Origin of the sequence: Nonomuraea sp. NPDC049714, assembly GCF_044465295.1 — a bacterium.
GTDB lineage: Bacteria > Actinomycetota > Actinomycetes > Streptosporangiales > Streptosporangiaceae > Nonomuraea.
In genome coordinates this window covers 341,724-362,990 of record NZ_JBITLM010000011.1, presented here as the reverse complement: position 1 = coordinate 362,990, position 21,267 = coordinate 341,724, and the positions used below count along the sequence as shown (strand labels likewise).

Here is a 21,267-nt window from a genome sequence, read left to right as displayed (position 1 = left end):
TCTGATAACCGAATTCAATCCTGCATCAGGTGTCACACGGCCATCGCGGTCTAGCCGAACCTCACCTCGGGATAGTCCTTCGACGGCTTGTCCAGCAGAGGCTGACGCTCGCCCTTGAGGTGCAGGTCGAGGAAGGCGGTGACGTACGCACGAGTGATCTCGATGGAGCGCTTGCCGTCCATCGGCGCCACGGGCAGCCCGAGCTGCGGCAGGAGCACCGCGTAGTCGACGAAGCTCATGTGCTCGGCGCCGGTGACGGTCAGCCGGCGCTTCCAGTCGCCGGTCACGTGCGGCCAGAACGCGTCCCATGAGCCGTCCTTGCCGCCGGCTTCCGGCGCGTGCCGGGGATTGCCGATCATCATGAAGGGCTTGTTCACCGGCTTGGCCGGCGTCTTGGGGTTGTAGGTGCCGTCGAGATTGACCGCGGCCTTGATCCGCTCGGAGACGGGCAGCAGGTGAGCGGCGCTCTGGCCGCCGACCGAGTGTCCCACCATCGCGATCCTCCGCTCGTCGATCAGCCGGTTCCAGCGCTTGCTCCTGCCCAGCCGGTCGAGCACGAACTCGGTGTCGGCGGCCCGCACCCGGGCCACCTTCGCCCCCGTCTCCGGGGTCTGACCGGCCTTACCGGCCTCGAAGGTGACGGTCCGGCCGTCAGGGAAGGTCGTCGCCAGCGACTCGTAGGTGTGCTCGATCCCCGCCACCAGGTAGCCGCGACTGGCGAACTCCTCGGCCAGCGAGGTCATGGTCGCGCGCGGCATGGTCATGCCGGGGGACAGCACGACCAGGGGCCATCCGCCCTTCCGCGTCACCGCGGGCGCTCCGGCGCGGGCGTGCGCCGGGACCTTGGCGAGCGTGTCCGCGGGCAGGTCGTCGAGCCGCGGCTCGCTTCTCATGAGCAGCTCGGACTCCTTCGGCGTGACGTAGGGCGCGGTCCTGCCCCTGGTCTTACGCGCCGGGTACCACAGGGTGACCATCAGCTCGCGTACGTTCCGGTCGGCGACCCAGGGGTCGGGGCGGCTGGAGTCGATCAGGTGCAGGTCGGTCCGGCCGACCGGGAGATCGCCGGTCGGCGCCGGCAGGGCGGTCCTGGGCGCGGCGGCCTGGGCCGGGGTCGTGCCGAGGGGGGTCAGGAGTGATGCGGAGAGCGCGAGCACGCTCGCGGCCATGATCTTCTTCATGCGCTCAACCATGCCGCGCGACCCCGCCGGACCGTCCCCGGCGAAAGTCACACGGCACCCGCGACTTTCGTAGGTACCGGCCCTCTCTTCCGGCCAGGTCGAGGGCACTTGGGACGTCCTCCGCGACACCGTTGTCACGACATATGGTATCGAGTGATACTGTCGTGAACGTAACGATGGTAGACGTGGGCGGATTCGCGGCCACCCCCATCACGAGGAGAGACATGACCGACCAGTTCCGCCTCGGCGGCGACCTGACGATCGACCGGCTCGGCTTCGGCGCCATGCGCCTGCCCCAAGCAGGGCAAGCCCGCGGCCCCGAGTCCGGCCGCGCCGTGCTGCGCCGTGCCGTCGAGCTCGGCGTCCACCACATCGACACCGCCGACTTCTACCGCAGCGAGAACGGCGCGGTGCGCGCCAACACCCTGATCCGCGAGGCCCTGTTCCCGTATCCGGAGGCCCTGGTCATCGCCACCAAGGTCGGCCCCGTCTTCGGTCCCGGCGGCCCCGGCCAGGGCACCGCCGCCGATCTCCGGCCCCAAGTCGAAGCCAACCTCGAAAGCTTGGGCGTGGACCACCTCGACCTGGTCTACCTGCGCATCGGCACGGTGGAACCCCCGCGCGGCGAGTCGCTCGCCGAACGCTTCGAGGTGCTCGCCGCGCTGCGCGAGGAGGGCCTGATCCGCCACCTGGGCATCAGCAACGTCGACGCCGGCCATCTCGCCGAGGCGCGCACGATCGCCCCTGTCGCGGCCGTCCAGAACAACTTCCACCTCGCCCATCGCGACGAGACCGCCGTCCTGGACGCCTGCACGCAGGCCGGCATCGCCTTCGTCCCCTTCTTCCCCCTCGGCGGCGGCAGGGCCGACATCGACGACCCAGGCCTGGTCAAGGTGGCCGAACGGCACGGCGCCACCGTTCATCAGATCGCCCTGGCCTGGCTGCTGGCGCTGTCGCCGGTCACCCTGGCCATCCCGGGCACCGGCTCCGTGGCGCACCTGGAGGAGAACCTGACCGCCCGGTCGATCAGCCTCACCCAGGAGGACCTGGCCGACCTCGCCTGACCGGCGACGCCGAGGGTGTCACAGATGGGCCGGCTGCCGTGTCTTAGCTGAGGAAGGCCTCGATGCGCCGCCGTGGTGGAGAGGACTGATCATGAGTGTCACATACAGCCGGAGATCGGCCTCCCCGGCTCCCGACGACGTCGGCGAGCGGGAGCGTCAGGCCATGATGGGCGGCACGCGGTCCCCGTCACCGGCGAGCTTGCGCACCCTGCCCCGTCCGGTGGCGGTGGTGGTCGGCGGCGGGGGAGTGCTCGGGGCCGCGCAGGTCGGCATCGGGTACGCGCTGGAGCAGCGCGGATTCGTACCGGATCTGATCGTCGGGACCTCGGTGGGCGCACTCAACGGAGCGATCGCGGCCGCCCACCCCGGCACGGCCGCACCCTGGCTGGACCGCGTGTGGACCCAGGCACGTCGCCGTGAGGTGTTCCCGCTCGGCTTCCTGTCCTCGCGGGCCAGCATCTTCGCCGATCGCGGCCTGCGCAGGCTGATCGCCCGGGCCGGGCTGCCGTCGCGGATCGAGCAGCTGGAGATCCCCTTCACCGCGGTGGCCATGGATCTGGCCACCGGCGCTCAGGCGCTGCTCGACCATGGAGACCTCGAGTCCGCGCTGCTGGCGAGCGCGGCCATCCCGGGGGTCCTGCCCCCGGTGGACCGGGACGGCCGCACGCTCGTCGACGGCGGGGTGATCGCCCTGGTCCCGGTGCGGGCGGCCCTGCGGGCAGGTGCGGCCAGCGTGCTGGTGCTGTCGACCGGGCCGACGAGCTGGCCGCTGCGCCCGATCATCCCGCCCCGGCGGGCCGGCGCGGTCGCGGCCAGGGCGGGGCTGCTGCTCTGGCACGATCAGATCGAGCGGGACCTGCACGAGGTGTCCGAACGGATTCCGACCGTCGTGCTGCCGACCGGGGTCGAGACCTGGCCCGCGCCGTGGGACTTCGGCCAGTCCCGGCGGCTGATCGCCACCGCCTCGCTCGCGGCGGGCCGCTTCCTCGACGGGCTGAGCATCAGCGGGCCCGGACTGTACCGGATCGACGGTTCGCCCGCGCCGGCGGCCGGCCTGGGCAGGGCACGGACCGCCTTCGTCTCGGGGGTGGCCCGATGAGCACCATCGCGTTCCTCAACATCGCCATGCACGGGCACATCAATCCGACGCTGCCGGTCGTGGCCGAGCTCGTCCGCCGTGGCCACACCGTCACCTACCACACCTCGCCCGCGTTCTCGGAGGAGATCGCGGCCACCGGCGCGAGCGTGTACCTCTACGCCGGGGGCGACCAGCCGCTCCCCGATCCGCCGATGCCGATCACGCTGCTGGACGGGCTCGCGCGCACCGCCGTCGGCCTGCTGCCCGCCGTGCTCTCCGACCTGCGGCGCGCCCGGCCCGACCTGATCGTGCACGACGCCGCCTGCCCCTGGGGGGCGGTCGCCGCGCGCGTGCTCGGGGTGCCGGCGGCGTCGACGTTCACCACGTTCGCGTTCAACCGGGAAGCGCTCAGCCCCACCCGCGCCTCGTGGGAGCTGCTGGCTTCGGCGGCGTCCCGGCGCGGCGTCGTCCGGGGCTACCTCCGGTCGCGGTGGGAGTTGCGCCGCCGCTACGCCACCCGTGGCCTGCCCCTTTTCGACCTCCTGAACATCCGCCAGCCGCTCAACCTGGTCTTCACCTCGCGCGCGTTCCAGCCCGGCGTGGACGCCTTCGACCACTCCTACCAGTTCGTCGGCCCGAGCCTGGGCGCCCGTCCCGCCGACACCACGTTCCCGGCCGACCTGCGAGGCCCGGTGCTGTACGCCTCGCTGGGCACGGTGTTCGACGCCGGCCCGCACCTGCTGCGCACCTTCGCCACCGCGCTCGCACCGCTGGGCGGCACCGTGATCGTCTCCACCGGGCACACCGATCCGGCCACGCTGGAGCCGCTGCCGGCCAACGTGATCGCCCGCCACTCCGTGCCGCAACCGGAGGTGCTGGCCCGCGCTTCGCTGTTCGTCACGCACGGGGGGATGAACAGCGTCAACGAGGCCATGCACGCCGGGGTGCCGATGCTGGTGGTCCCTCAGGGCGCCGATCAGCCCCTGGTGGCCCGGCGCGTCGTCGAGGTCGGCACCGGCCTGTCGCTCCGTACCGAGGACGCCTCCCCGGAAAGGGTGCACGCCCTCGCCCGGCGCCTGCTCGACGAGCCGCGCTTCCGGGCCGCGGCGGCCAGCATGCGGATCGTCCAGCGCGAGGCCGGCGGCTACCGGCGTGCCGCCCACGAGCTGGAGCACTACCTGCGCCGCCTGCGCAAGGTCAGCCCCCTGGCCGATGTGCCGCAGGAGCGCTGACCGATGTCACCCCTCGTCGTCGTCCTGCTGCTGATCGCCGGGCTGTCCGAGTCCGCCGGGCGGATCCTGCCCCTGGTGGCTCGCCGAGCCGGCGTGTCGCGGTCGCACGCGATCAGGCTTCTGCTGACCGGAGCCGTGGTCGAGGGCGCCGTGTTCGCGCTGTGGCCGCTGTCCGCATGGACCGTGGCCGAGCTGACGCTGTCCGCTCCGGTGTCCGGCGTCGCCACGCTGACCTGGACGCCCGCCCAGGTCACCCCGCTGGTTCTCACCGCCGTCATCGCGTTCCCGCTGCTCGGGCCGCTGCTGCACCTGCTGCTCCTCGTGGGCGTCGGCGCCGGCCTCGCCACCTCGCTCGCCGCGATGACCGGGCTGGGGTGGTGGGTCGCCGCGGGCTGCGTCGCCGTCGCCGGGGTCGGCCTCGCCGCCGCCGTCGACGTCGTACGGCGACTGGTCGTGCGGATCAGTGTCGCCGAGGTACAGGAGTCGCTCACATGACCGAGTTCCCGCTTCTCGTCCTGGTCCTCGGTCCGGTCCTGCTCGCCGAGGCCCTGCTCGCCCGCTACGAGGTGATGGCGTACACCGCCGGCTGGCGGACGCCCACCGCCGAGCTTCCGCGGGGCATGCCGTACGCGCGGGGCGCGGACCCCGACCGTCCCCCGGACGCCTACCTGGTCTACCTGGACGGCATCGGGAAGCGCCGCTTCCGCGACACCCGCGACGGGGGTCAGCTGGTCAAGGCCCTGATCGCCGGGGCGCCGGAGCTGCGCGTGCTGGGGCAGGTGCAGCCGTACTCCCCGCTGGCCGACCCGCTCGTCGACCGGCCCGTGTGGGCCTGGCTGCGCCGCCGCATCGGGCTCCTGCTGTTCCTGCACAACGTCATGCAGATCTTCGTCGCGGCCGACCGGAGGTACCGTCCCCTGTACAACCGCGCGGTGGGCGCGCAGATCGCCCACCAGCTGCGCCTGGCCGGCTACCGGCCGGACAGCGGCATACCCGTGGTGCTGCTCAGCTACAGCGGCGGCGCCCAGGTCGCCACCGGCGCGGTCGAGCAACTGCACACCGAGCTGCGCGCCCCGCTCCTGCTGATCACCATCGGCGGGTTCCACAACGGCGCCAACGATCTCACCTACGCCCATCACCTGCATCAGCTCACCAGCGCCGGCGACCGGATCGAGCGGGTCGGCATCTGGATGTTCCCCCAGCGCTGGCGGCTGTTCCGGCGCAGCGGCTGGAACCGGGCCGACCGCGCCGGAAAGATCACCGTGCACCGGCTCGACCCGGCCACCCACGTCGGGCGGCGCAGCTACATCAGCCCGGAGGAGCTGCTGCCCGACGGCCGCAGCCACCTCGACCGCACCGCCGGCACCGTCATCGCGGTCATCCGCGCCCAGCGCGGCGCGATGGCCGCTAGAACCGATCCGGTGCGATGAGCGGGCCGGCCGAGCCGCCGCCCGTCTGCCCGGGCGCGCTGATCGACATGGGAGAGGTAGGCTGCTGGCCGACGCGAGACGTAGTGCCGGTCGCCTCCTCCCTTCGCCAGCTCGCTGGCCGGCGGGCATACGGTCGGCGAGGGGCGGTGCCGATGGCAAGCACGAATCCTGGGTCGCAGCTGCGCGGGCGGCAGCTCGAGTGCGAGACGCTGGACCGGCTGGTGACGACCGTGCAGGCCGGTCGCAGCTCGGTCCTGGTGCTGCGCGGCGAGGCCGGCATCGGCAAGACGGCGCTGCTGGAGCACGTACGGCGCAGCGCGTCCGGCTGCCGGATCGCCAGGGTGGCGGGCGTCGAGTCGGAGATGGTGCTTGCCTTCGGCGGACTGCACCAGCTGTGCGCCCCGTTCCTGGACCAGCTCCACCGCCTGCCGGAGCCGCAGCGTGACGCGCTCGGGACGGCGTTCGGCCTGAGAGCGGGAGCTCCGCCGGACCGTTTCCTGGTCGGGCTCGCGGTGCTCAGCCTGCTCGCCGACGCGGCGGAGAAGGGGCCGCTGATCTGCCTCGTCGACGACGCCCAATGGCTGGACGAGGTCTCCGCGCAGACCTTGGCCTTCGTCGCGCGGCGGCTGCTCGCGGAGCCGATCGGGCTGGTCCTGGCGGTGCGCGAGCCCGGTCTCGAAGCCGAGCTGGCGGGGCTGGAGCAGCTGGAGGTGGGTCGGCTGAGCGACGGCGACGCCCGCGCCCTGCTCGACTCGGTCACGCCGGGGCGGCTCGACGAGCACGTACGGGATCGGATCGTCGCCGAGACGCAGGGAAACCCGCTGGCCCTGCTGGAGCTGCCCCGTGGGCTGACGCCGGGGGAGCTGGCGGGTGGGTTCGGCCGGCCCGACGCCCGGCCGCTGGCGAGCCAGATCGAGCAGAGCTTCCTGCGGCGGGTCCAGTCGCTGCCCGCCGAGACGCAGCGGCTGCTGCTCATCGCGGCGGCGGAGCCGGTCGGCGATGTGACCCTGCTGACCCGGGCCGCGGAGCAGCTCGGCATCGAGGCGTCCGCCGCGTCGTCGGCCGAAGCGGCGGGGCTGATCTCCATCGGGACGCGCGTGCGGTTCCGCCATCCGCTCGTGCGCTCGGCCGCCTACCGGGTGGCGACCCCACAGGACCGGCAGGACGTGCACCGCGCGCTGGCCGACGCGACCGACGCACAGGCGGATCCCGATCGCCGGGCCTGGCATCTGGCCAACGCGACGGCCAGCCCCGACGAGACGGTGGCCGTCGAGCTGGAGCGCTCCGCCGACCGCGCGCAGGCACGCGGCGGCGTCGCCGCGGCGGCCGCGTTCCACGAGCGGGCGGCCGAGCTGACCCCCGATCCCGCCCGCCGAGGCGCCAGAGCGCTGGCGGCGGCCCGGGCCAAGTACCAGGCCGGGGGCTACGACGCCGCGCTGGAGCTGCTGGACGCGGCCGAGCTCAGTCTCCTGGACGAACGCAGTCTCGCCCAGGTCGGCCTGTTGCGCGGCCGGGTCGTGTTCGCCGCCACGAGTGCCGGCGCCGCCCTGCCGCTCCTGCTCGGCGCGGCCCGGCGGCTGGAGCCGCTGGACGCCGGGCTGGCCCGCGAGACCTACCGTGACGCGCTGAACGCGGCCATGGCCGCCGGCCGCCTGCCGAGCGGCGCGCAGATGGCCGACATCGCCGAGGCGACGCTCGCCGCACCGCCGGGCCCGCCGCCGCAGCGCAACGATCTGCTGCTGAACGGCGTGGCCGTGCTGGCCACCGAGGGTTACGCGGCGGGCGTGCCCCTGGTGCTGCGGGCCCTGGACGCCTTCCGCGCCGAAGGGGTCTCCAGGGAAGAGGGCCTCGGCTGGCTCCCGCTCGCGTGCCGCATGGCCCACAACGCCTGGGACTTCGACAGCTGGTCCGTCCTGTCCGCGAGGCTGGCAGACCTGGCCCGCGAGACCGGGGCGCTGTCGGTGCTGTCGCCCGCGCTGCACATGCTCGTGTCGAACCGGGTCCTCGCCGGTGAGTTCGCCGTGGCCGAGACGCTGGTCGCCGAGGCGATGACGATCGGGGAGGTCACGGGCAGCCGCTCCCTGGCCCAGTACGCGTCCCTGGTGCTGGAGCCGTGGCGGGGCCGGGAGGCCGCGACGCGTCAGGCGAGCGAAGCGGTCATCCGCGACACGACCCTGCAAGGGGAAGGCAAGGTCCAGACCGCCACCCAATGGGCGAACGCGGTGCTCTACAACGGCCTCGGCCGCTACGAGGAGGCCTACAACGCGGCCGAGCGAGGCGCCGAGCACCCGCAGGAGCTCGGGGGGACGTTCATGAGATCCCTGATCGAGCTCGTCGAGGCCGCCGCCCGGAGCGGCCGGCCCGCCCGCGCCGCCGAGGCCGCCCGGCGGCTCGACGAGATGGCCCAGGCCAGCGGCACCGACTGGGCCCTCGGCACCTCGGCGAGCGCCCGCGCCCAGGTGAGCGACGGACCGGCGGTGGAGACCCTCTACCGCGAGGCGATCGAGCGGCTCGGCCGCACCGAGGTCCGGACATCGCTGGCCCGCGCCCGGCTGCTCTACGGCGAGTGGCTGCGCCGGGAGAACCGCCGCGTCGACGCGCGCGAGCAGTTGGGCATCGCGTACGAGATGCTCAGCGGGATGGGGTCCGAGGCGTTCGCTGAACGCGCCCGGCGCGAGCTGCAGGCCACCGGCGAGACCGTGCGCAAGCGCACCGCCGAGGTGCACACCACCCTCACCGCCCAGGAGGCGCAGATAGCCCGCCTGGCCGGTGACGGGCTGACCAACCCCGAGATCGGCGCCCAGCTGTTCATCAGCCCCCACACCGTCGAATGGCACCTGCGCAAGGTCTTCGCGAAGCTCGGCATCGCCTCCCGCAGGCAGATCCGTACCACCCTGCTCGAAGGCACGGCGGCGGCTACGGCCTGACGCGCCGGGCCCGTGGCAGGGTTTTGACCGGTTCGCCGGCCGTCGGCGCGTGCCACGGCACCTGATCCGGTCCGATCATGCGGTCCTTCTCCGTCGGCTGTGTGGCCGCGTTTCCGGCCGCCTGTCACAAATCGGGTGCCCTGCCCTGTCCATAGTGCGGGACGCAAGCGAGCGGCGGTCCTCGCCCGGCGCTTCGTGCTCTCCGGGCCGACGGACATCCGCGAGGTCCGAACGGAGAACCGACCAGGAGACGGAGAACATCCGCATGAACGAGCACATTCTTGAACCGGCGGCCCAGGAGCTCGCCGAGGCGACCTCCAAGCCCCCGTTCCTGTACGAGCTGGGGCCCGACGGCGCCCGTAAGGTGCTGGACGACCTGCAGGCCGGGCCGGTGGACAAGCCGGCGGTGGCCGAGAAGTGGATCACCGTGCCGGCCGGGGCCGGCGAGGTGCGGGTCCGGATCGTCAAGCCCGCCGGCGTCACCGGCGTGCTGCCCGTCGTGCTGTACGTGCACGGCGGCGGCTGGGTTCTCGGCAACGCCGGCACACATGACCGGCTCGTTCGCGAACTCGCCGTCGGGGCGAGCGCGGCGGTCGTCTTCGTGGAGTACGACCGCTCACCGGAGGCGCGGTACCCGGTGGCCATCGAGCAGGCCTACGCCACCGCCCAGTGGATCACCCGGCACGGCGCCGAGGAGGGCCTGGACGCGTCCCGGCTGGCGGTGGCCGGTGACTCTGTCGGCGGCAACATGACCGCCGCGCTGACCATCCTCGCCAAGCGGCGCGGCGACGTGCGGTTCGCGCACCAGTCGCTGTACTACCCGGTCACGGACGCCGCCCAGGACACCGACAGCTACCGGGAGTTCGCCGACGGCCCGTACCTGACGGCCAAGGCCATGGCGTGGTTCTGGGACGCCTACACCACCGACCCCGCCCAGCGCGCGGAGATCACCGCCTCACCGCTGCGCGCCGCCCTGGAGGAGCTGGCGGGTCTGCCGCCCGCGTTCGTCATCGTGGACGAGAACGACGTGCTGCGCGACGAGGGCGAGGCGTACGCCCGCAAGCTGACGGCGGCCGGGGTCCCCACCACCAGCGTTCGTTACAACGGCACCCTGCACGACTTCATGATGCTCGACCCGGTCAGCGGCACCCACGCCGCGCGGGCCGCGACCGCCCAGGCCATCGAGGTCATCAAGATCGCCCTGAACACCGGAAAGGCACAGTCATGACCACCACGGAGCAGCCCGTCATCGTTCTGGTCCACGGCGCTTTCGCCGAGTCGGCGAGCTGGAACGGCGTCATCCGGCGTTTGCACGGCCATGGGCTGGCGGCGGTCGCGGTGGCGAACCCGCTGCGCGGCGTGGAGGGCGACGCCACGTACCTGCGTGACGTGATCGCCGGGATCGGCCGGCCGGTGGTCCTGGTGGGCCACTCCTACGGCGGGATGGTGATCACGCGGGCGGCGGCCGGCAACCCGGCCGTGCGGGCCCTGGTCTACGTCGCCGCCTTCGCTCCCGAGCCGGGCGAGAGCGCGCTGCTGCTGTCCGCCAAGTTCGAGGGCAGCAGCCTCGGCGGGGCGCTGAACGCCTACCCGGTGGCCTCCGGCGGCAACGAGTTCCGCATCGACGAGGCCAAGTTCCACCACCAGTTCTGCGCCGACCTGGACGCGGACGAGGCCGCGCTGATGGCGGCGACGCAGCGGCCGGTGACCGAGCGGGCGCTGACCGACGGGCTGACGGGCGAGCCCGGCTGGCGTACCACGCCGTCCTGGTCGGTCTTCGGCGAGCGGGACCTCAACATCCCGGCGGCGGCGCTGCGGTTCATGGCCGAACGCGCCTCCGCGCGTGGGACCAGCGAGATCGCGGGCGCCTCGCACGCGGTCGCGGTGTCCCGGCCGGTCGCCGTGGCCACCACCATCCTCGACGCCGCCGAGCACGTGCGGGGCTGAACGGGGCGCTGCTGCCGGTCCCGGCGGGTGCACACCGGGGCCGGCGGCCAACGGCCGAGGACCTCCCGTTACGCCGGCAGAACACCGGCCGCCCGGCTGCATCGGCCCCGGTGGCCGCCTGCCAGGACGCGGGTCGCTGGTGGCGGTGGCCTAGCGTTCGTCGGCGGGGTAATCGGCCGAGCGGCTCACGTCGGCCCACTTGTCGGTCTCGGCGGCGCGTAGCCGCGCGGCCTGCTGGGCCGAGGCGACGGCGTCACTGCCGAGCAGGAGCCGCCTCGGCGGGTCGTCCGAGCCGACCAGGTCGATGATGATCTCGGCGGCGCGGGCGGGGTCGCCGGGCTGGGTGCCGTCGGTCTCCTGCCGGTAGCGGTGGATGGCGCCCACCGTCTCCTCGTAGTCGGGGCCGACGGGGTGGAGCCGCATCGAGGAGCCCTGCCAGTCGGTACGGAACGCGCCCGGCTCGACGATGACGACCTTCACGCCGAACGGCGCGACCTCGCTGGCCAGCACCTCGGAGAAGCCCTCGACCGCGAACTTCGCCGCTTGGTACGCGCCCATCCCGGGGGTGCCGCCGACGCGCCCTCCGATGGAGGAGAACTGCACGAAGACTCCCGACCGCTGCGCGCGCAGCACGGGGAGCGCGGCCCGCGTGACGTTCACGACGCCGAAGAAGTTGGTCTCGATCTGTGCGCGAAAGTCGTCTTCTGGCATCTCCTCGATCGGCGCGCTGTTGCCGTAGCCGGCGTTGTTGACGACCACGTCGAGCCTGCCGAAGGCGTCGACGGCCTCCTGAACGGCACGGGAGGCCGCGGCGGCGTCGGTGACGTCCAGGGCGACCGCCCGGACCTGCCTGCCGTGCCGGGCCACCAGGTCGTCCAGCTGCTCAGGGTGTCGTGCGGTGGCGACGACCTGGTCGCCCATCTGCAGGACGGCCTCGGTGAGCCGGCGCCCGAAGCCGCGCGACGCCCCAGTGATCAACCAGGTCCTTTCCATGGTCGTTCCTCCGTTCTGTGTCATGCCTTAACTGTCACTTCACCGTAGCACTTCATTTCATGTGCTTCATCATGATGTGTCAGGAAAATAACTATCTGACCCGTCAAAGCGTCGAATATGGCGCTATCTGCCATGTTCATGGGTATATTGACAGGGTGAGAGCAGACGCGACACGCAACCTGGAACGTGTCCTGAGTGCGGGCGCCCGTTTGATCGCCGACGATCCCTCGGTGAGCATCGCCGCCATCGCCGCCGCGGCGGGAGTGGACCGCCGCACGGTCTACCGGCGCTTCGCCTCCCGCGAAGAACTGCTGGCCGCCGTCTACCAAGCGCGCTACGACGCGGTCGAGGAGGTCATCGAGTCCGCCCGGCTGCGCGAGGCCCCCGTCGCGGTCGCCCTGCACCGCTACGTCGAGGGCATCATCGCGGTCAACCGCGAATGGCCGGTGGAGAAGAGTCGCATGCTGGCCGAGGAGGCGATCCGCGACCGCCGCCGGCAGCTGATCGACGAGGTCGACCTCTTCCTGCGGCGCGCCACCGACGAGGGCCTGCTGCGCTCCGACCTGCCGCCCGGCTGGGTGTCCGCGCTGCTGCCGCCGCTCATGCTGCACGCCGCGGAACGATTGGCCGACCTGACCGCCGCCCAGGCCGCCGACGTGGTGGTCGACACCCTCCTGCGAGGCGTCGGCGCCCCCTGAGCCCCGCTCCCGGCAGCTGCTAAGGTGAAAGACGCTTGAGACCGAACTAGGAGACCAGACGTGGTAGGCGACGACGACATCTCCGGGTGATACCGGAAGTTGACAGGCCCCGGCAGGCGCGGATGACCGCCGCCGATGTGGCTCTGTTCGTCGTTCCCCGAATCCCTGTTCCCTTGACCGGGCGGCTTCGGCGCGCCCGTGCGTTCCTACGAGGTCTTCTCACATGTCTGACTCCCTCATCATCTGTTCCCACCTGTCCTTTTCCTGGCCCGACGACACCCCGGTCTTCCATGACCTGTCCTTCAGCGTGGGCGGTGGCCGTACCGGTTTGGTCGCGCCGAACGGCGCGGGCAAGAGCACGCTGCTCAAGCTGATCGCCGGCGAGCAGCGGCCCACCGGCGGCGGCGTCACCGTCGAGGGCGTGCTCGGCTACCTGCCCCAGAGCCTGCCCCTCACCGGCGACCTGACCGTGGCAGAGGTGCTCGGCATCGCCCCGGTGATCGCCGCGCTGGACGCCATCGAGTCGGGCGACGCCAGTGAGGAGCACTTCACCACCATCGGCAACGACTGGGACATCGAGGAACGCACCCGTGCCCAGCTCGACCGGCTCGGGCTCGGCGAGCTCGCGTTCGACCGTGTGCTGGGCACGCTGAGCGGCGGCCAGGTCGTCTCGCTCGGCCTGGCCGCGCAGCTCCTCCGGCGGCCCGACGTGCTGCTGCTCGACGAGCCGACGAACAACCTCGACCTCGCCGCCCGCCGCAAGCTCTATGACGTGCTCGGCGACTGGACCGGCTGCCTGCTCCTGGTCAGCCACGACCGGGCCCTGCTCGACCGGATGGACCGCATCGCCGAGCTCGACCGGGGCGAGATCCGCTTCTACGGCGGCGGCTTCACCGCCTACGAGGAGGCCGTGCGTACCGAGCAGGAGGCCGCCGAGCGGAGCGTGCGCAGCGCCGAGCAGGAGCTCAAGCGCGAGAAGCGGGAGATGCAGCAGGCCCGCGAGCGGGCCGAGCGCCGGGCGGGCAACGCCGCCCGCAACCTCAAGAACGCCGGGCTGCCGCGGATCTTCGCCGGGAACATGAAGAGGGGCGCGCAGGAGTCAGCCGGGCGGGCGGGGCAGATGCACGCCGCGCGCGTCAGCGACGCCAAGACCAGGCTGGACGAGGCCGGGCGCGCGCTGCGCGACGACCAGAGGATCGCGCTGGAGCTGCCGGGCACCAACGTGCCCGCCGGGCGCACGGTCTTCCAGGGCGAGAGCCTTCAGGCCCGTGGCCTGTTCGCCGGACCGGGCCTAGACCTGACGGTCCGCGGGCCCGAGCGCATCGCGCTGACCGGCCCCAACGGCGCCGGCAAGTCCACCCTGCTGCGCCTGATCAGCGGCGAGCTGGAGCCCGACGGCGGCACGACCAGGCGGGCCGACGGCCGGGTCGCCTACCTGTCGCAGCGGCTCGACCTGCTCGACGTCGAGCGGACCGTGGCCGAGAATCTGGCCGCCTTCGCCCCCGGCATGGTGGAGGCGGAGCGGATGAACCTGCTCGCCCGCTTCCTGTTCCGTGGCGCCCGCGCCCACTTGCCGGTGGGCGTGCTGTCGGGCGGCGAACGGCTGCGCGCCACGCTGGCCTGCGTGCTGTGCGCCGAGCCGGCGCCCCAGCTCCTGTTGCTGGACGAGCCGACCAACAACCTCGACCTGGTCAGCGTGGCGCAGCTGGAGAGCGCGCTCGCCGCGTACGAGGGGGCGTTCGTGGTGGTCAGCCACGACGAGCGGTTCCTGGTGGAGATCGGGGTGGAGCGCTGGCTGGAGCTGTCCGGCGGGCGGCTGCTGGAGACGGGAGGGCCCGCCGGTGAGTGACGCGCTGCTCGCCCGCGATCTCGTACGGACGCTGGGCACGCGGCGCGTGCTCGACGGCGTCTCGCTCACCGCCGCGCCCGGCCACCGGATCGGGCTGATCGGCGAGAACGGCGTGGGCAAGTCCACCCTGCTGCGGCTGCTGGCCGGAGCGGACGAGCCGGACTCCGGGACCGTCGCACGGCCCGCCGACCTGGGCTTCCTGCATCAGGAGATGCCGTTCGCGGGTGACGCCACGGTCGCCGACGTGCTCGACGACGCGCTGCGCGAGGCCCGTACGGACCTGGCCGCGCTCGACCGGCTCACCCGGGCGCTCGCCGCGGCCCCGGACGACGCCGCGCTGCTCGAAGCGTACGGGGCCCGGCTCGACCAGGCGCGACAGCGGGAGTCCTGGGACGCCGACCGGCGCGCGGAGATCGTTCTCGACCGGCTGGGCCTGGGCGGCGTGCCGCACGGCCGCGCGCTCGCGTCGCTGTCGGGCGGGCAGCGTGGGCGGCTCGCCCTGGCGGCGCTGCTGATCAGGCGGCCCGCCGCGCTGCTGCTGGACGAGCCCACCAACCACCTGGACGACGACGCGGCCGGGTTCGTGGAGGAGCAGCTGCGCGGCATGACCGGGGTGGTGGTCGTGGCGAGCCACGACCGGGCGTTCCTGGACGCGGTCTGCACCGACCTGGTCGACCTCGACCCGTCGCTGGACGGGCCCGTCCGGTACGGGGGAGGGTACGGCGCGTACCTGGCCGACAAGCGCGCCGAGCGGGCGCGCTGGGAGCGCCGCCACGCCGAGGAGCAGGAGGAGCTCGGCGAGCTGCGCCGCGCCGTCGCGGTGACGGCGCGGCAGGTGGCGCTGGACGGGTTGCGGCGCGACAACGAGAAGATGGGGTACGGACACCGCGGCGGACGCGTGCAGCACCAGATCTCCCGCAGGGTGCGCAACGCCGCCCGCCGGCTCACCGAGCTCGAACGCGAGCAGGTCCCCGCCCCGCCGCCCCCGCTCCGCTTCAGCCCCCCGCTCGCCGCCGTTTCCGGCGAGCCCCGCGACGAGCCCTTGCTGTCCCTGCGGGAGGTACGGGTGCGTGGACGGCTCGCGATCGACCGGCTCGACGTGGCGCCGGAGGAGCGGCTGCTGGTCACCGGCCCGAACGGCGCGGGCAAGTCCACCCTTCTGTCGGTGCTGGCCGGACGGCTGGAGGCGCGGGGAGAGGTACGGCGACGACCCGGACTGACCGTCGGCCTGCTGGCCCAGGACACCGTGTTCGAGCGGCCGGACCGCACGGTGCGGGAGACGTACGAGCGGGCGCTCGGTCCCGAGCGCGCCGAGTCCGTACCGTTGCGCTCGCTCGGCCTGATCGGGCGGCGTGACCTGGACCTGAGAGTGGGGGAGCTGTCGGTCGGCCAGCGCCGCCGGCTCGCGCTGGCGCTGCTGATGGCGGACCCACCCGGGCTGCTCCTGCTCGACGAGCCCACCAACCACCTCTCACCCCGGCTTTCCGACGAGCTGGAAGAGGCCCTGGGAGCCGCCGGTCCAGGTGCGATCGTGATCGCCAGCCACGACCGCTGGCTGCGTGCCCGCTGGCAGGGCCGCCACATCCGCCTGCCATGAGCCCGCGCGGGTTCCGGCAGGCGAGATCACCCGAACGACCCGGGACCGAAGCGGCCCCACGCCACGAAGACGGCCAGGGCGAGGTAGGTGAGGTTCAGCAGCGCGTGCCCGGGCTCTCGGCGGCGGAAGGTCACGACCGCCGCCCCGGCCATGATCATCGCCAGCCCGATGGCCGCCAGCGGCACCAGAACCGGCGCGACGTCGAGCACGGCGGGCAGGATCAGGCCGATGGCGCCCAGGATCTCGACCGCTCCGAGGGCCTTGACGAAGCCGGCGCCGAAGTCGCCGGCCCAGCCGCCGCCGGGAGCCTCGGCCAGTTTCTCCCGGGGGATGAGAAGCTTGTTGGCCCCAGCGAAGAGGAAGACGGCGGCCAGCAGGCCGGTGATGATCCACAGAGCGAGGTTCATGAGTTTCTCCTTGCCGGTTACCTTGGCCCTTCCGGGCCCGTCATCAACCCATGACGGAACTGGCTCGGGGAAGGTAACGACATGACCGCACCAAATATCGACGAAGCCTTCGCGCAGCAGCGCGGGCGGCTCGTCGCGGTGGCCTACCGGATGCTCGGATCGCGGGCCGACGCCGAGGACGCGGTGCAGGAGGCCTGGCTGCGGCTCGCGCGGCAGGACGCTGACGCGATCGACAACCTCGCCGGCTGGTTGACCACCGTGGTGGGCCGGGTCTGCCTTGACCTGCTGCGCTCGCGTAAGGCCAGGCCCGAGGCGTCGTACGACGACCGGCTGCCCGAGCTGGTGGTGACCGGGGACGGCGGCGGGGCGCCCGAGGAGGACGCGCTGCTCGCCGATTCGGTCGGGCTCGCACTGCTCGTGGTGCTCGACAGCCTGCGGCCGGCCGAGCGGCTGGCGTTCGTGCTGCACGACATGTTCGCGGTGCCGTTCGAGGAGATCGGTCAGATCATCGGCAGGTCCGCGGACGCGACCAAGATGCTCGCCAGCCGGGCCCGCCGGAAGGTTCAGGGCACGCGTCGTCCGGCCGACGAGCCGCGGCGGCAGCGGGCGGTGGTCGACGCCTTCCTCGCGGCGGCGCGGAGCGGCGACTTCGAGGGGCTGCTGCGGGTACTCGACCCGGACGTGACCTGGCGCAGCCACACCGCGCGCGGCGTGGTCGTCAGGCTGGGGGCGACCGAGGTGGCCGGTAAGGCCAGGCACGCGATGCACGCGAGGGCGACCACCCGCCCCGTCCTCGTCAACGGGGAGCCGGGGATCGTGGCGTGGAACGCGAGCGGCAGGCCGGCGAGCGTGATGGCGTGCACCGTGGTCGACGGCCGGATCACCGAGATCCTGTCGGTGACCGATCCGGGACGCCTCGCGGAGATGGACCTCCCGGGACGTCCCGGCTAGCCGTCGTGCGGTCGCGCCTCGGCCTGCTACGGGGTCAGTCGTCGCAAGATCTCCCCGGCGGGCTCCGCCGTGGCGTGGCGGTGGCCCGTACCGGCCCAGAGGTTGAGCCGTTCGGGGTCGCCCGCGGCGGCTGCGGCCCTGCGCAGGGGGCTGGTCAGGTGGTGCAGGGCGGGATAGCCGGCCGGGGCGAGGCCGGTGTAGCGGTCGGTGAAGTCGTTGCGCAGCGCCCGCGCCGGCCGGCCGGTGAACGCCCTAGTGACCACGGTCTCGTGTCGTGCCGGGTCGGCCAGCGCGGCCCTGTGGGAGGGCGACGTGCCGGCCTCGTCCGCCCGCAGCAGGACGGTGCCGACCATGACGGCCGCGGCTCCGGCGCGCAGTGCCGCGAGCACGGCCGCCGGGGTGGCCAGCCCGCCCGCGGCGATCAGCGGCGCCGATACCGCCTGCCGCACCTGCCGCACCAGCTCGGGCAGGGGGATGGACGCCGGCAGGCGGTGCGGGGTGAGCGTGCCGGAGTGCCCTCCCGCGTCGGAGGACTGCACGGTCAGCAGGTCGGCGCCGGCTTCCACGGCCTGACGAGCCTCCACGGGAGACGTGACCGTCTGGACGACCAGGGTTCCGGCGGCGCGCAGGGCGGCGATCACCGCCGCCGGCGGGATGCCGAAGGTGAAGCCGGCGATCGGCACCGGGTCGGACAGCAGCAGGTCGATCTTGTCCGGCCAGTGGTCGTCGTCCTCGACGATGTCGGCCGCCTGGACGTCGATGTCGTAGGGACGGGCCTCCGGCTCGATGGCCCGGGCGTAGCGGCGGAAGGCGTCAGGATCGACCGGGACGGGGTTGGGCGCGAACAGGTTGACGCCGAAGCTCACGCCTTCGGCGCGGACCTCGGCGATCTGCTGGGCCAGCGCGTCGGCAGTCCGGTATCCACCGGCGAGGAACCCCAGGCCGTCCGCCCGGGCCGCCGCGGTGACCAGGGCGGGCGTGCTGGGGCCGCCCGCCATCGGCGCGGCCAGGATCGGGGCGTTCGCCCCGAGAGCCGTCAGTGGGGACGTCATCTCAGTGGCCGGCGCTCTGGCCGCCGTCGACGTGCAGGATCTCGCCCGTCACGAAGGGGGCGGTCTCCAGGTAGATCACCGCGTCGACGATGTCGCTCACCTCGCCCATGCGCCCGACGGGGTGCAGGGCGCCGAGCATGGCGTGCTGCTCCGCGGAGTGCATCGGCGTCTTGATGGTGCCGGGGGAGACGGCGTTCGTCCGGATGCCGCGCGTCGCGTACTCGATGGCCAGCGACTTGGTCGCGGACTGCAGGCCGCCCTTGGTCAGCGAGGCCAGCACGGACGGCACGTTTGAGTTGGCATGGTCGACCAGGCTGGTGGTGATGTTGACGATGTGGCCGGAGCCCTGCTCGAGCATGTGCGGGATGGCCCGCTGCGTGATGCGGAAGAAACCGGCGACGTTCACGCCCATGATCGTGGCGAACTCCTCGTCGGTGTAGTCGGTGAACGGCTTGGCCACGAACAGCCCGGCGTTGTTGACGAGGCTGTCGATGCGCCCGAACCGCTGGACGCCGGCGCTGACGACCCGCTCCGCGGTGGCGGGGTCGGCGATGTCGCCCGGTACGACGAGGACGTCCGGATCCTGCGACACGGCGATGGTGCGCGAGTTGGCGACGACGGCGTAGCCGAGCTTGCGGTAGGCGGTGACGAGACCGGCGCCGATGCCCTGCGATGCCCCGGTGATGACGGCGACTTTCTGCGTGCTCATGATGTCTTCTCTCTCATAGGCGGGAGATCCCGCTCCTCGGTGCGGGCGCCCAGCAGGGCCAGGCAGTTGGTCCAGAGGGCGTCGAGCGGCCGGGTGTCGTTGTAGAGCTTGGCGAACAGGACCTGGCCCTCCAGCTGGGCGACGACGGACCGGGCGGCCTCGCGGGTGTCGGGGACGTCGGCCGCGCCGGCTGCCAGCGCTTCGGCGACGACCTCGTCGACCAGGCCGACCTGCGCGTCGAAGATCTGCTGCAGGCGGTCGCGGATGGCCTCGGTCTGGTTGCTCAACTCCAGACTCAGGTTGCCGAACAGGCAGCCGGAAACGGTGCCGCAGCTCTGCTGCCCGGCGCGCTGGGCGGCCGCGGTCTCCTCGAACAGCTGCCGCAGCCGCTGGAGAGGCTCGGCGTCGCCGCTCAGGACGCGCGTCCAGTCGCGGAGCTGGACGGCCCAGTGCTGGTCGATGACGGCCAGGGCGAGCGCCTCCTTGGACTCGAAGAAGTGGTAGAAGCTGCCTTTCGGCACGCCGGCGGCCTTGCAGATCTCGGCCACGCCCAGCGCGGAGTATCCGCGCAGCTCGATGAGCGCCTGCGCGGCGGTGAGGATCTTCTGCCGGGCGTCACTGGTGCGTCCCATGCCGGCAAGTGTACGCTTTACTAGACCGGTCGGCTACTAGCCGATTCCTTCTCTGTGAGAGCCGAAGACCATGACCGACCCGATGCGCGAGACCCTGGACCGATGGAAGGCCGCGTTCGACGGCCATCAGGTGGACGCGATGGCCGACCTGTTCACGCCCGACGCCCTCTTCCAGGGCTTCGGTCCCGAGGTCCACGCCGGCCGGGACGCGGTGCGCGCGTACTACGAGGCCGTGCCGGACGACCGCACGGCCGACGTCACCGTCCTCACCACCTACGCCATCGGTGACCAGGTGGCCGGCGGGTTCGCGGACGTCGTCTTCCGTGACCCGGCGGGGTGGGCGGTCCCGGTGCACCTGTCGCTGGTCCTGCGGCGGGACGACGGCGCCTGGCGGATCCATCAGTACCATGTGTCCCGGATCAGCGCCGAGCACTGACCGGCTCGACGTCGGCGACCGGCGCCGACACGACCTCCGGCTTCATGTCCACGGCGACTCCCCGTCCGTTGCCGGTGGCCTTCGGGTCACCGGTCCGCTGTCGTGCGCCGGGGAGAGTTTCGGCACCTCCATCCATGCCCGGGAAAGCGGCGGGTATCACCATCGGATGCCGAGCATCTGTGCGCTGAGCTCCCAGTGGCGCCGGGTGATCTCCGGGTCGTACGCCTGCCTGTTGGTGCGTCCGATCCTGCGTCGGTTGTTGTAGTACTCGCCTGAGATCCACGCCACGCCGGGGGTTCCCGCCGCGAAGTGGGCGAGGATCGCGCCGCCCTGCTCGGGGGTGGCGAGGAGTCGCTTCAGGAAGGTGTGGTTGAACCAGCGGAAGTAGCTCGTGGTGTCGGACGCGAAGTTCGTCGCCACCCCTCCCGGGTGGAACGCGACCGAGGACAGTCCCAGCGCGTGGAACCGGTCGTGCAATCCCTTGGTGAACAGGATGTTCGCGAGCTTCCCGTTGCCGTACGCCCTGTTGGCGTCGTAGGTCTGCCAGCTGTTCAGGTCGTCGAAGTCGATCCGGCCGTAGAGCCGTGCCCCGACGCTGCTGGTGTTCACCACCGTCGCCCGGCTGTGCAGCAGGCGCTCGATCAGCAGGTTCGTCAGCAGGTACGGGGCGAGGTGGTTGACCTGGAAGGTCTTCTCGAAGCCGTCCTGGGTTCGGGTCGGGCCGGAGAAGAGGCCGCCCGCGTTGTTGGCCAGCACGTCGATCCGCTCGCAGGTGTCCAGCAGGGCGGTGGCGAGATCGCGTACCTCGTCGAGTCTCTCGAAATCGACGACGTGATGGTCGGCGCCGATCCGCTCCGCGACCGTCTTCGTCTTGACAGGGTTGCGCCCGACCAGGATCAGCCGCGTCCCATCGCGGGAGAGAAGCTCGCTCGCGGCGGCGCCGATGCCGTCGCTCGCGCCGGTGATGACGATGGTTTTCATGTGTGCCTCCTGAATGAACAGGGCCGCGTCGTCAGTGAGGCTCCAGCATAATATGAAACGAAAGCATTTCGTATCTTTTCTTCCAGTGCCGCTCGTGCCGGTCCAC

The 21,267-nt window shown here is 72.4% G+C and carries 20 protein-coding genes; 13 read left to right on the top strand and 7 right to left on the bottom strand.

Annotation, left to right across the window (positions count from 1 at the left end; all coding sequences use genetic code 11):
* Nucleotides 1-50: 50 nt before the first annotated feature.
* Nucleotides 51-1,178 (bottom strand): alpha/beta hydrolase family protein, encoded by a 1,128-nt coding sequence (locus ACIBQX_RS36750; RefSeq protein ID WP_397012848.1) that lies wholly within the window; start codon nucleotides 1,176-1,178, stop codon nucleotides 51-53.
* Nucleotides 1,179-1,402: 224 nt separating this feature from the next.
* Here ACIBQX_RS36750 and ACIBQX_RS36745 point away from each other — a divergent pair, with 224 nt between their 5' ends.
* The 8 genes from ACIBQX_RS36745 (at nucleotide 1,403) to ACIBQX_RS36710 (ending at nucleotide 10,856) form a co-directional block, all read left to right on the top strand.
* Nucleotides 1,403-2,242 carry an aldo/keto reductase gene (locus ACIBQX_RS36745; protein WP_397012846.1) on the top strand — a complete coding sequence of 280 codons (840 nt, stop codon included), beginning with the start codon at nucleotides 1,403-1,405 and terminating at the stop codon, nucleotides 2,240-2,242.
* 91 nt (nucleotides 2,243-2,333) lie between these two features.
* A complete protein-coding gene (locus ACIBQX_RS36740; RefSeq protein WP_397012844.1) occupies nucleotides 2,334-3,341 on the top strand; it encodes a patatin-like phospholipase family protein in 1,008 nt (335 codons plus the stop codon).
* Nucleotides 3,338-4,552: a macrolide family glycosyltransferase gene (locus ACIBQX_RS36735; RefSeq protein ID WP_397012842.1), complete on the top strand. Its 1,215-nt coding sequence runs from the start codon at nucleotides 3,338-3,340 to the stop codon at nucleotides 4,550-4,552. Before ACIBQX_RS36740 ends, ACIBQX_RS36735 begins: the two co-directional genes overlap by 4 nt.
* A 3-nt stretch (nucleotides 4,553-4,555) precedes the next feature.
* On the top strand, nucleotides 4,556-5,047 hold the full coding sequence (locus tag ACIBQX_RS36730) for a hypothetical protein (protein WP_397012840.1): 492 nt from the start codon (nucleotides 4,556-4,558) through the stop codon (nucleotides 5,045-5,047).
* On the top strand, nucleotides 5,044-5,982 hold the full coding sequence (locus tag ACIBQX_RS36725; protein ID WP_397012839.1) for a hypothetical protein: 939 nt from the start codon (nucleotides 5,044-5,046) through the stop codon (nucleotides 5,980-5,982). The genes ACIBQX_RS36730 and ACIBQX_RS36725 overlap by 4 nt, the downstream gene beginning before the upstream one ends.
* A 152-nt stretch (nucleotides 5,983-6,134) precedes the next feature.
* The gene (locus ACIBQX_RS36720; protein ID WP_397012837.1) at nucleotides 6,135-8,909 is read left to right on the top strand and encodes an AAA family ATPase; all 2,775 of its coding nucleotides are present in this window, start codon (nucleotides 6,135-6,137) and stop codon (nucleotides 8,907-8,909) included.
* A 265-nt stretch (nucleotides 8,910-9,174) separates the two neighbouring features.
* Nucleotides 9,175-10,137 carry an alpha/beta hydrolase gene (locus tag ACIBQX_RS36715; RefSeq protein WP_397012835.1) on the top strand — a complete coding sequence of 321 codons (963 nt, stop codon included), beginning with the start codon at nucleotides 9,175-9,177 and terminating at the stop codon, nucleotides 10,135-10,137.
* The gene (locus ACIBQX_RS36710) at nucleotides 10,134-10,856 is read left to right on the top strand and encodes an alpha/beta fold hydrolase (RefSeq protein WP_397012834.1); all 723 of its coding nucleotides are present in this window, start codon (nucleotides 10,134-10,136) and stop codon (nucleotides 10,854-10,856) included. Before ACIBQX_RS36715 ends, ACIBQX_RS36710 begins: the two co-directional genes overlap by 4 nt.
* A 150-nt stretch (nucleotides 10,857-11,006) precedes the next feature.
* Here the strand turns inward: ACIBQX_RS36710 and ACIBQX_RS36705 are convergent, their stop codons facing one another.
* Entirely contained in the window at nucleotides 11,007-11,849 is an 843-nt protein-coding gene (locus tag ACIBQX_RS36705) for an oxidoreductase (RefSeq protein ID WP_397012832.1), read from the bottom strand.
* Nucleotides 11,850-12,004: 155 nt separating this feature from the next.
* On the opposite strand from ACIBQX_RS36705, the gene ACIBQX_RS36700 reads away from it, so the two are divergent.
* The 3 genes from ACIBQX_RS36700 to ACIBQX_RS36690 all read left to right on the top strand — a co-directional run bounded on the left by ACIBQX_RS36700 (nucleotide 12,005) and on the right by ACIBQX_RS36690 (nucleotide 15,993).
* On the top strand, nucleotides 12,005-12,547 hold the full coding sequence (locus ACIBQX_RS36700; protein WP_397012830.1) for a TetR/AcrR family transcriptional regulator: 543 nt from the start codon (nucleotides 12,005-12,007) through the stop codon (nucleotides 12,545-12,547).
* A gap of 223 nt (nucleotides 12,548-12,770) precedes the next feature.
* Complete coding sequence (locus tag ACIBQX_RS36695; protein WP_397012828.1) at nucleotides 12,771-14,396, top strand: ABC-F family ATP-binding cassette domain-containing protein; 1,626 nt, start codon at nucleotides 12,771-12,773, stop codon at nucleotides 14,394-14,396.
* Entirely contained in the window at nucleotides 14,389-15,993 is a 1,605-nt protein-coding gene (locus tag ACIBQX_RS36690) for an ABC-F family ATP-binding cassette domain-containing protein (protein ID WP_397012826.1), read from the top strand. The genes ACIBQX_RS36695 and ACIBQX_RS36690 overlap by 8 nt, the downstream gene beginning before the upstream one ends.
* Nucleotides 15,994-16,019: 26 nt before the next feature.
* Here ACIBQX_RS36690 and ACIBQX_RS36685 read toward each other — a convergent pair whose 3' ends face one another.
* A complete protein-coding gene (locus ACIBQX_RS36685; RefSeq protein WP_397012824.1) occupies nucleotides 16,020-16,400 on the bottom strand; it encodes a DoxX family protein in 381 nt (126 codons plus the stop codon).
* An 81-nt stretch (nucleotides 16,401-16,481) separates the two neighbouring features.
* On the opposite strand from ACIBQX_RS36685, the gene ACIBQX_RS36680 reads away from it, so the two are divergent.
* Nucleotides 16,482-17,351 carry a sigma-70 family RNA polymerase sigma factor gene (locus tag ACIBQX_RS36680; RefSeq protein WP_397012823.1) on the top strand — a complete coding sequence of 290 codons (870 nt, stop codon included), beginning with the start codon at nucleotides 16,482-16,484 and terminating at the stop codon, nucleotides 17,349-17,351.
* Nucleotides 17,352-17,377: 26 nt separating this feature from the next.
* Here ACIBQX_RS36680 and ACIBQX_RS36675 read toward each other — a convergent pair whose 3' ends face one another.
* The 3 genes from ACIBQX_RS36675 to ACIBQX_RS36665 are packed head-to-tail and all read right to left on the bottom strand — an operon-like array spanning nucleotide 17,378 to nucleotide 19,744.
* Nucleotides 17,378-18,403, bottom strand: a complete 1,026-nt coding sequence (locus ACIBQX_RS36675; protein ID WP_397012821.1) for a nitronate monooxygenase — start codon at nucleotides 18,401-18,403, stop codon at nucleotides 17,378-17,380.
* A gap of 1 nt (nucleotide 18,404) precedes the next feature.
* Nucleotides 18,405-19,112: an SDR family NAD(P)-dependent oxidoreductase gene (locus ACIBQX_RS36670; protein ID WP_397012819.1), complete on the bottom strand. Its 708-nt coding sequence runs from the start codon at nucleotides 19,110-19,112 to the stop codon at nucleotides 18,405-18,407.
* Nucleotides 19,109-19,744, bottom strand: coding sequence for a TetR/AcrR family transcriptional regulator (locus ACIBQX_RS36665; protein WP_397012817.1), 636 nt, complete (start codon nucleotides 19,742-19,744; stop codon nucleotides 19,109-19,111). Before ACIBQX_RS36665 ends, ACIBQX_RS36670 begins: the two co-directional genes overlap by 4 nt.
* Nucleotides 19,745-19,814: 70 nt before the next feature.
* Between ACIBQX_RS36665 and ACIBQX_RS36660 the strand changes: the two genes are divergently transcribed.
* Nucleotides 19,815-20,180 (top strand): SgcJ/EcaC family oxidoreductase, encoded by a 366-nt coding sequence (locus ACIBQX_RS36660; RefSeq protein ID WP_397012815.1) that lies wholly within the window; start codon nucleotides 19,815-19,817, stop codon nucleotides 20,178-20,180.
* Between the two features lie 156 nt (nucleotides 20,181-20,336).
* Here ACIBQX_RS36660 and ACIBQX_RS36655 read toward each other — a convergent pair whose 3' ends face one another.
* Nucleotides 20,337-21,161, bottom strand: a complete 825-nt coding sequence (locus tag ACIBQX_RS36655; RefSeq protein WP_397012813.1) for an SDR family NAD(P)-dependent oxidoreductase — start codon at nucleotides 21,159-21,161, stop codon at nucleotides 20,337-20,339.
* Nucleotides 21,162-21,267 lie beyond the last annotated feature (106 nt).

Bases quoted from the DNA above. Each gene is read 5' to 3' on its own strand.
- ACIBQX_RS36680 (WP_397012823.1), top strand. From the start codon at position 16,482: ATGACCGCACCAAATATCGACGAAGCCTTCGCGCAGCAGCGCGGGCGG.
- ACIBQX_RS36655 (WP_397012813.1), bottom strand. From the start codon at position 21,161: ATGAAAACCATCGTCATCACCGGCGCGAGCGACGGCATCGGCGCCGCC.
- ACIBQX_RS36735 (WP_397012842.1), top strand. From the start codon at position 3,338: ATGAGCACCATCGCGTTCCTCAACATCGCCATGCACGGGCACATCAAT.
- ACIBQX_RS36685 (WP_397012824.1), bottom strand. From the start codon at position 16,400: ATGAACCTCGCTCTGTGGATCATCACCGGCCTGCTGGCCGCCGTCTTC.
- ACIBQX_RS36750 (WP_397012848.1), bottom strand. From the start codon at position 1,178: ATGAAGAAGATCATGGCCGCGAGCGTGCTCGCGCTCTCCGCATCACTC.
- ACIBQX_RS36725 (WP_397012839.1), top strand. From the start codon at position 5,044: ATGACCGAGTTCCCGCTTCTCGTCCTGGTCCTCGGTCCGGTCCTGCTC.
- ACIBQX_RS36705 (WP_397012832.1), bottom strand. From the start codon at position 11,849: ATGGAAAGGACCTGGTTGATCACTGGGGCGTCGCGCGGCTTCGGGCGC.
- ACIBQX_RS36730 (WP_397012840.1), top strand. From the start codon at position 4,556: ATGTCACCCCTCGTCGTCGTCCTGCTGCTGATCGCCGGGCTGTCCGAG.
- ACIBQX_RS36710 (WP_397012834.1), top strand. From the start codon at position 10,134: ATGACCACCACGGAGCAGCCCGTCATCGTTCTGGTCCACGGCGCTTTC.
- ACIBQX_RS36695 (WP_397012828.1), top strand. From the start codon at position 12,771: ATGTCTGACTCCCTCATCATCTGTTCCCACCTGTCCTTTTCCTGGCCC.
- ACIBQX_RS36665 (WP_397012817.1), bottom strand. From the start codon at position 19,744: ATGGGACGCACCAGTGACGCCCGGCAGAAGATCCTCACCGCCGCGCAG.
- ACIBQX_RS36715 (WP_397012835.1), top strand. From the start codon at position 9,175: ATGAACGAGCACATTCTTGAACCGGCGGCCCAGGAGCTCGCCGAGGCG.
- ACIBQX_RS36675 (WP_397012821.1), bottom strand. From the start codon at position 18,403: ATGACGTCCCCACTGACGGCTCTCGGGGCGAACGCCCCGATCCTGGCC.
- ACIBQX_RS36745 (WP_397012846.1), top strand. From the start codon at position 1,403: ATGACCGACCAGTTCCGCCTCGGCGGCGACCTGACGATCGACCGGCTC.
- ACIBQX_RS36660 (WP_397012815.1), top strand. From the start codon at position 19,815: ATGACCGACCCGATGCGCGAGACCCTGGACCGATGGAAGGCCGCGTTC.
- ACIBQX_RS36670 (WP_397012819.1), bottom strand. From the start codon at position 19,112: ATGAGCACGCAGAAAGTCGCCGTCATCACCGGGGCATCGCAGGGCATC.
- ACIBQX_RS36740 (WP_397012844.1), top strand. From the start codon at position 2,334: ATGAGTGTCACATACAGCCGGAGATCGGCCTCCCCGGCTCCCGACGAC.
- ACIBQX_RS36720 (WP_397012837.1), top strand. From the start codon at position 6,135: ATGGCAAGCACGAATCCTGGGTCGCAGCTGCGCGGGCGGCAGCTCGAG.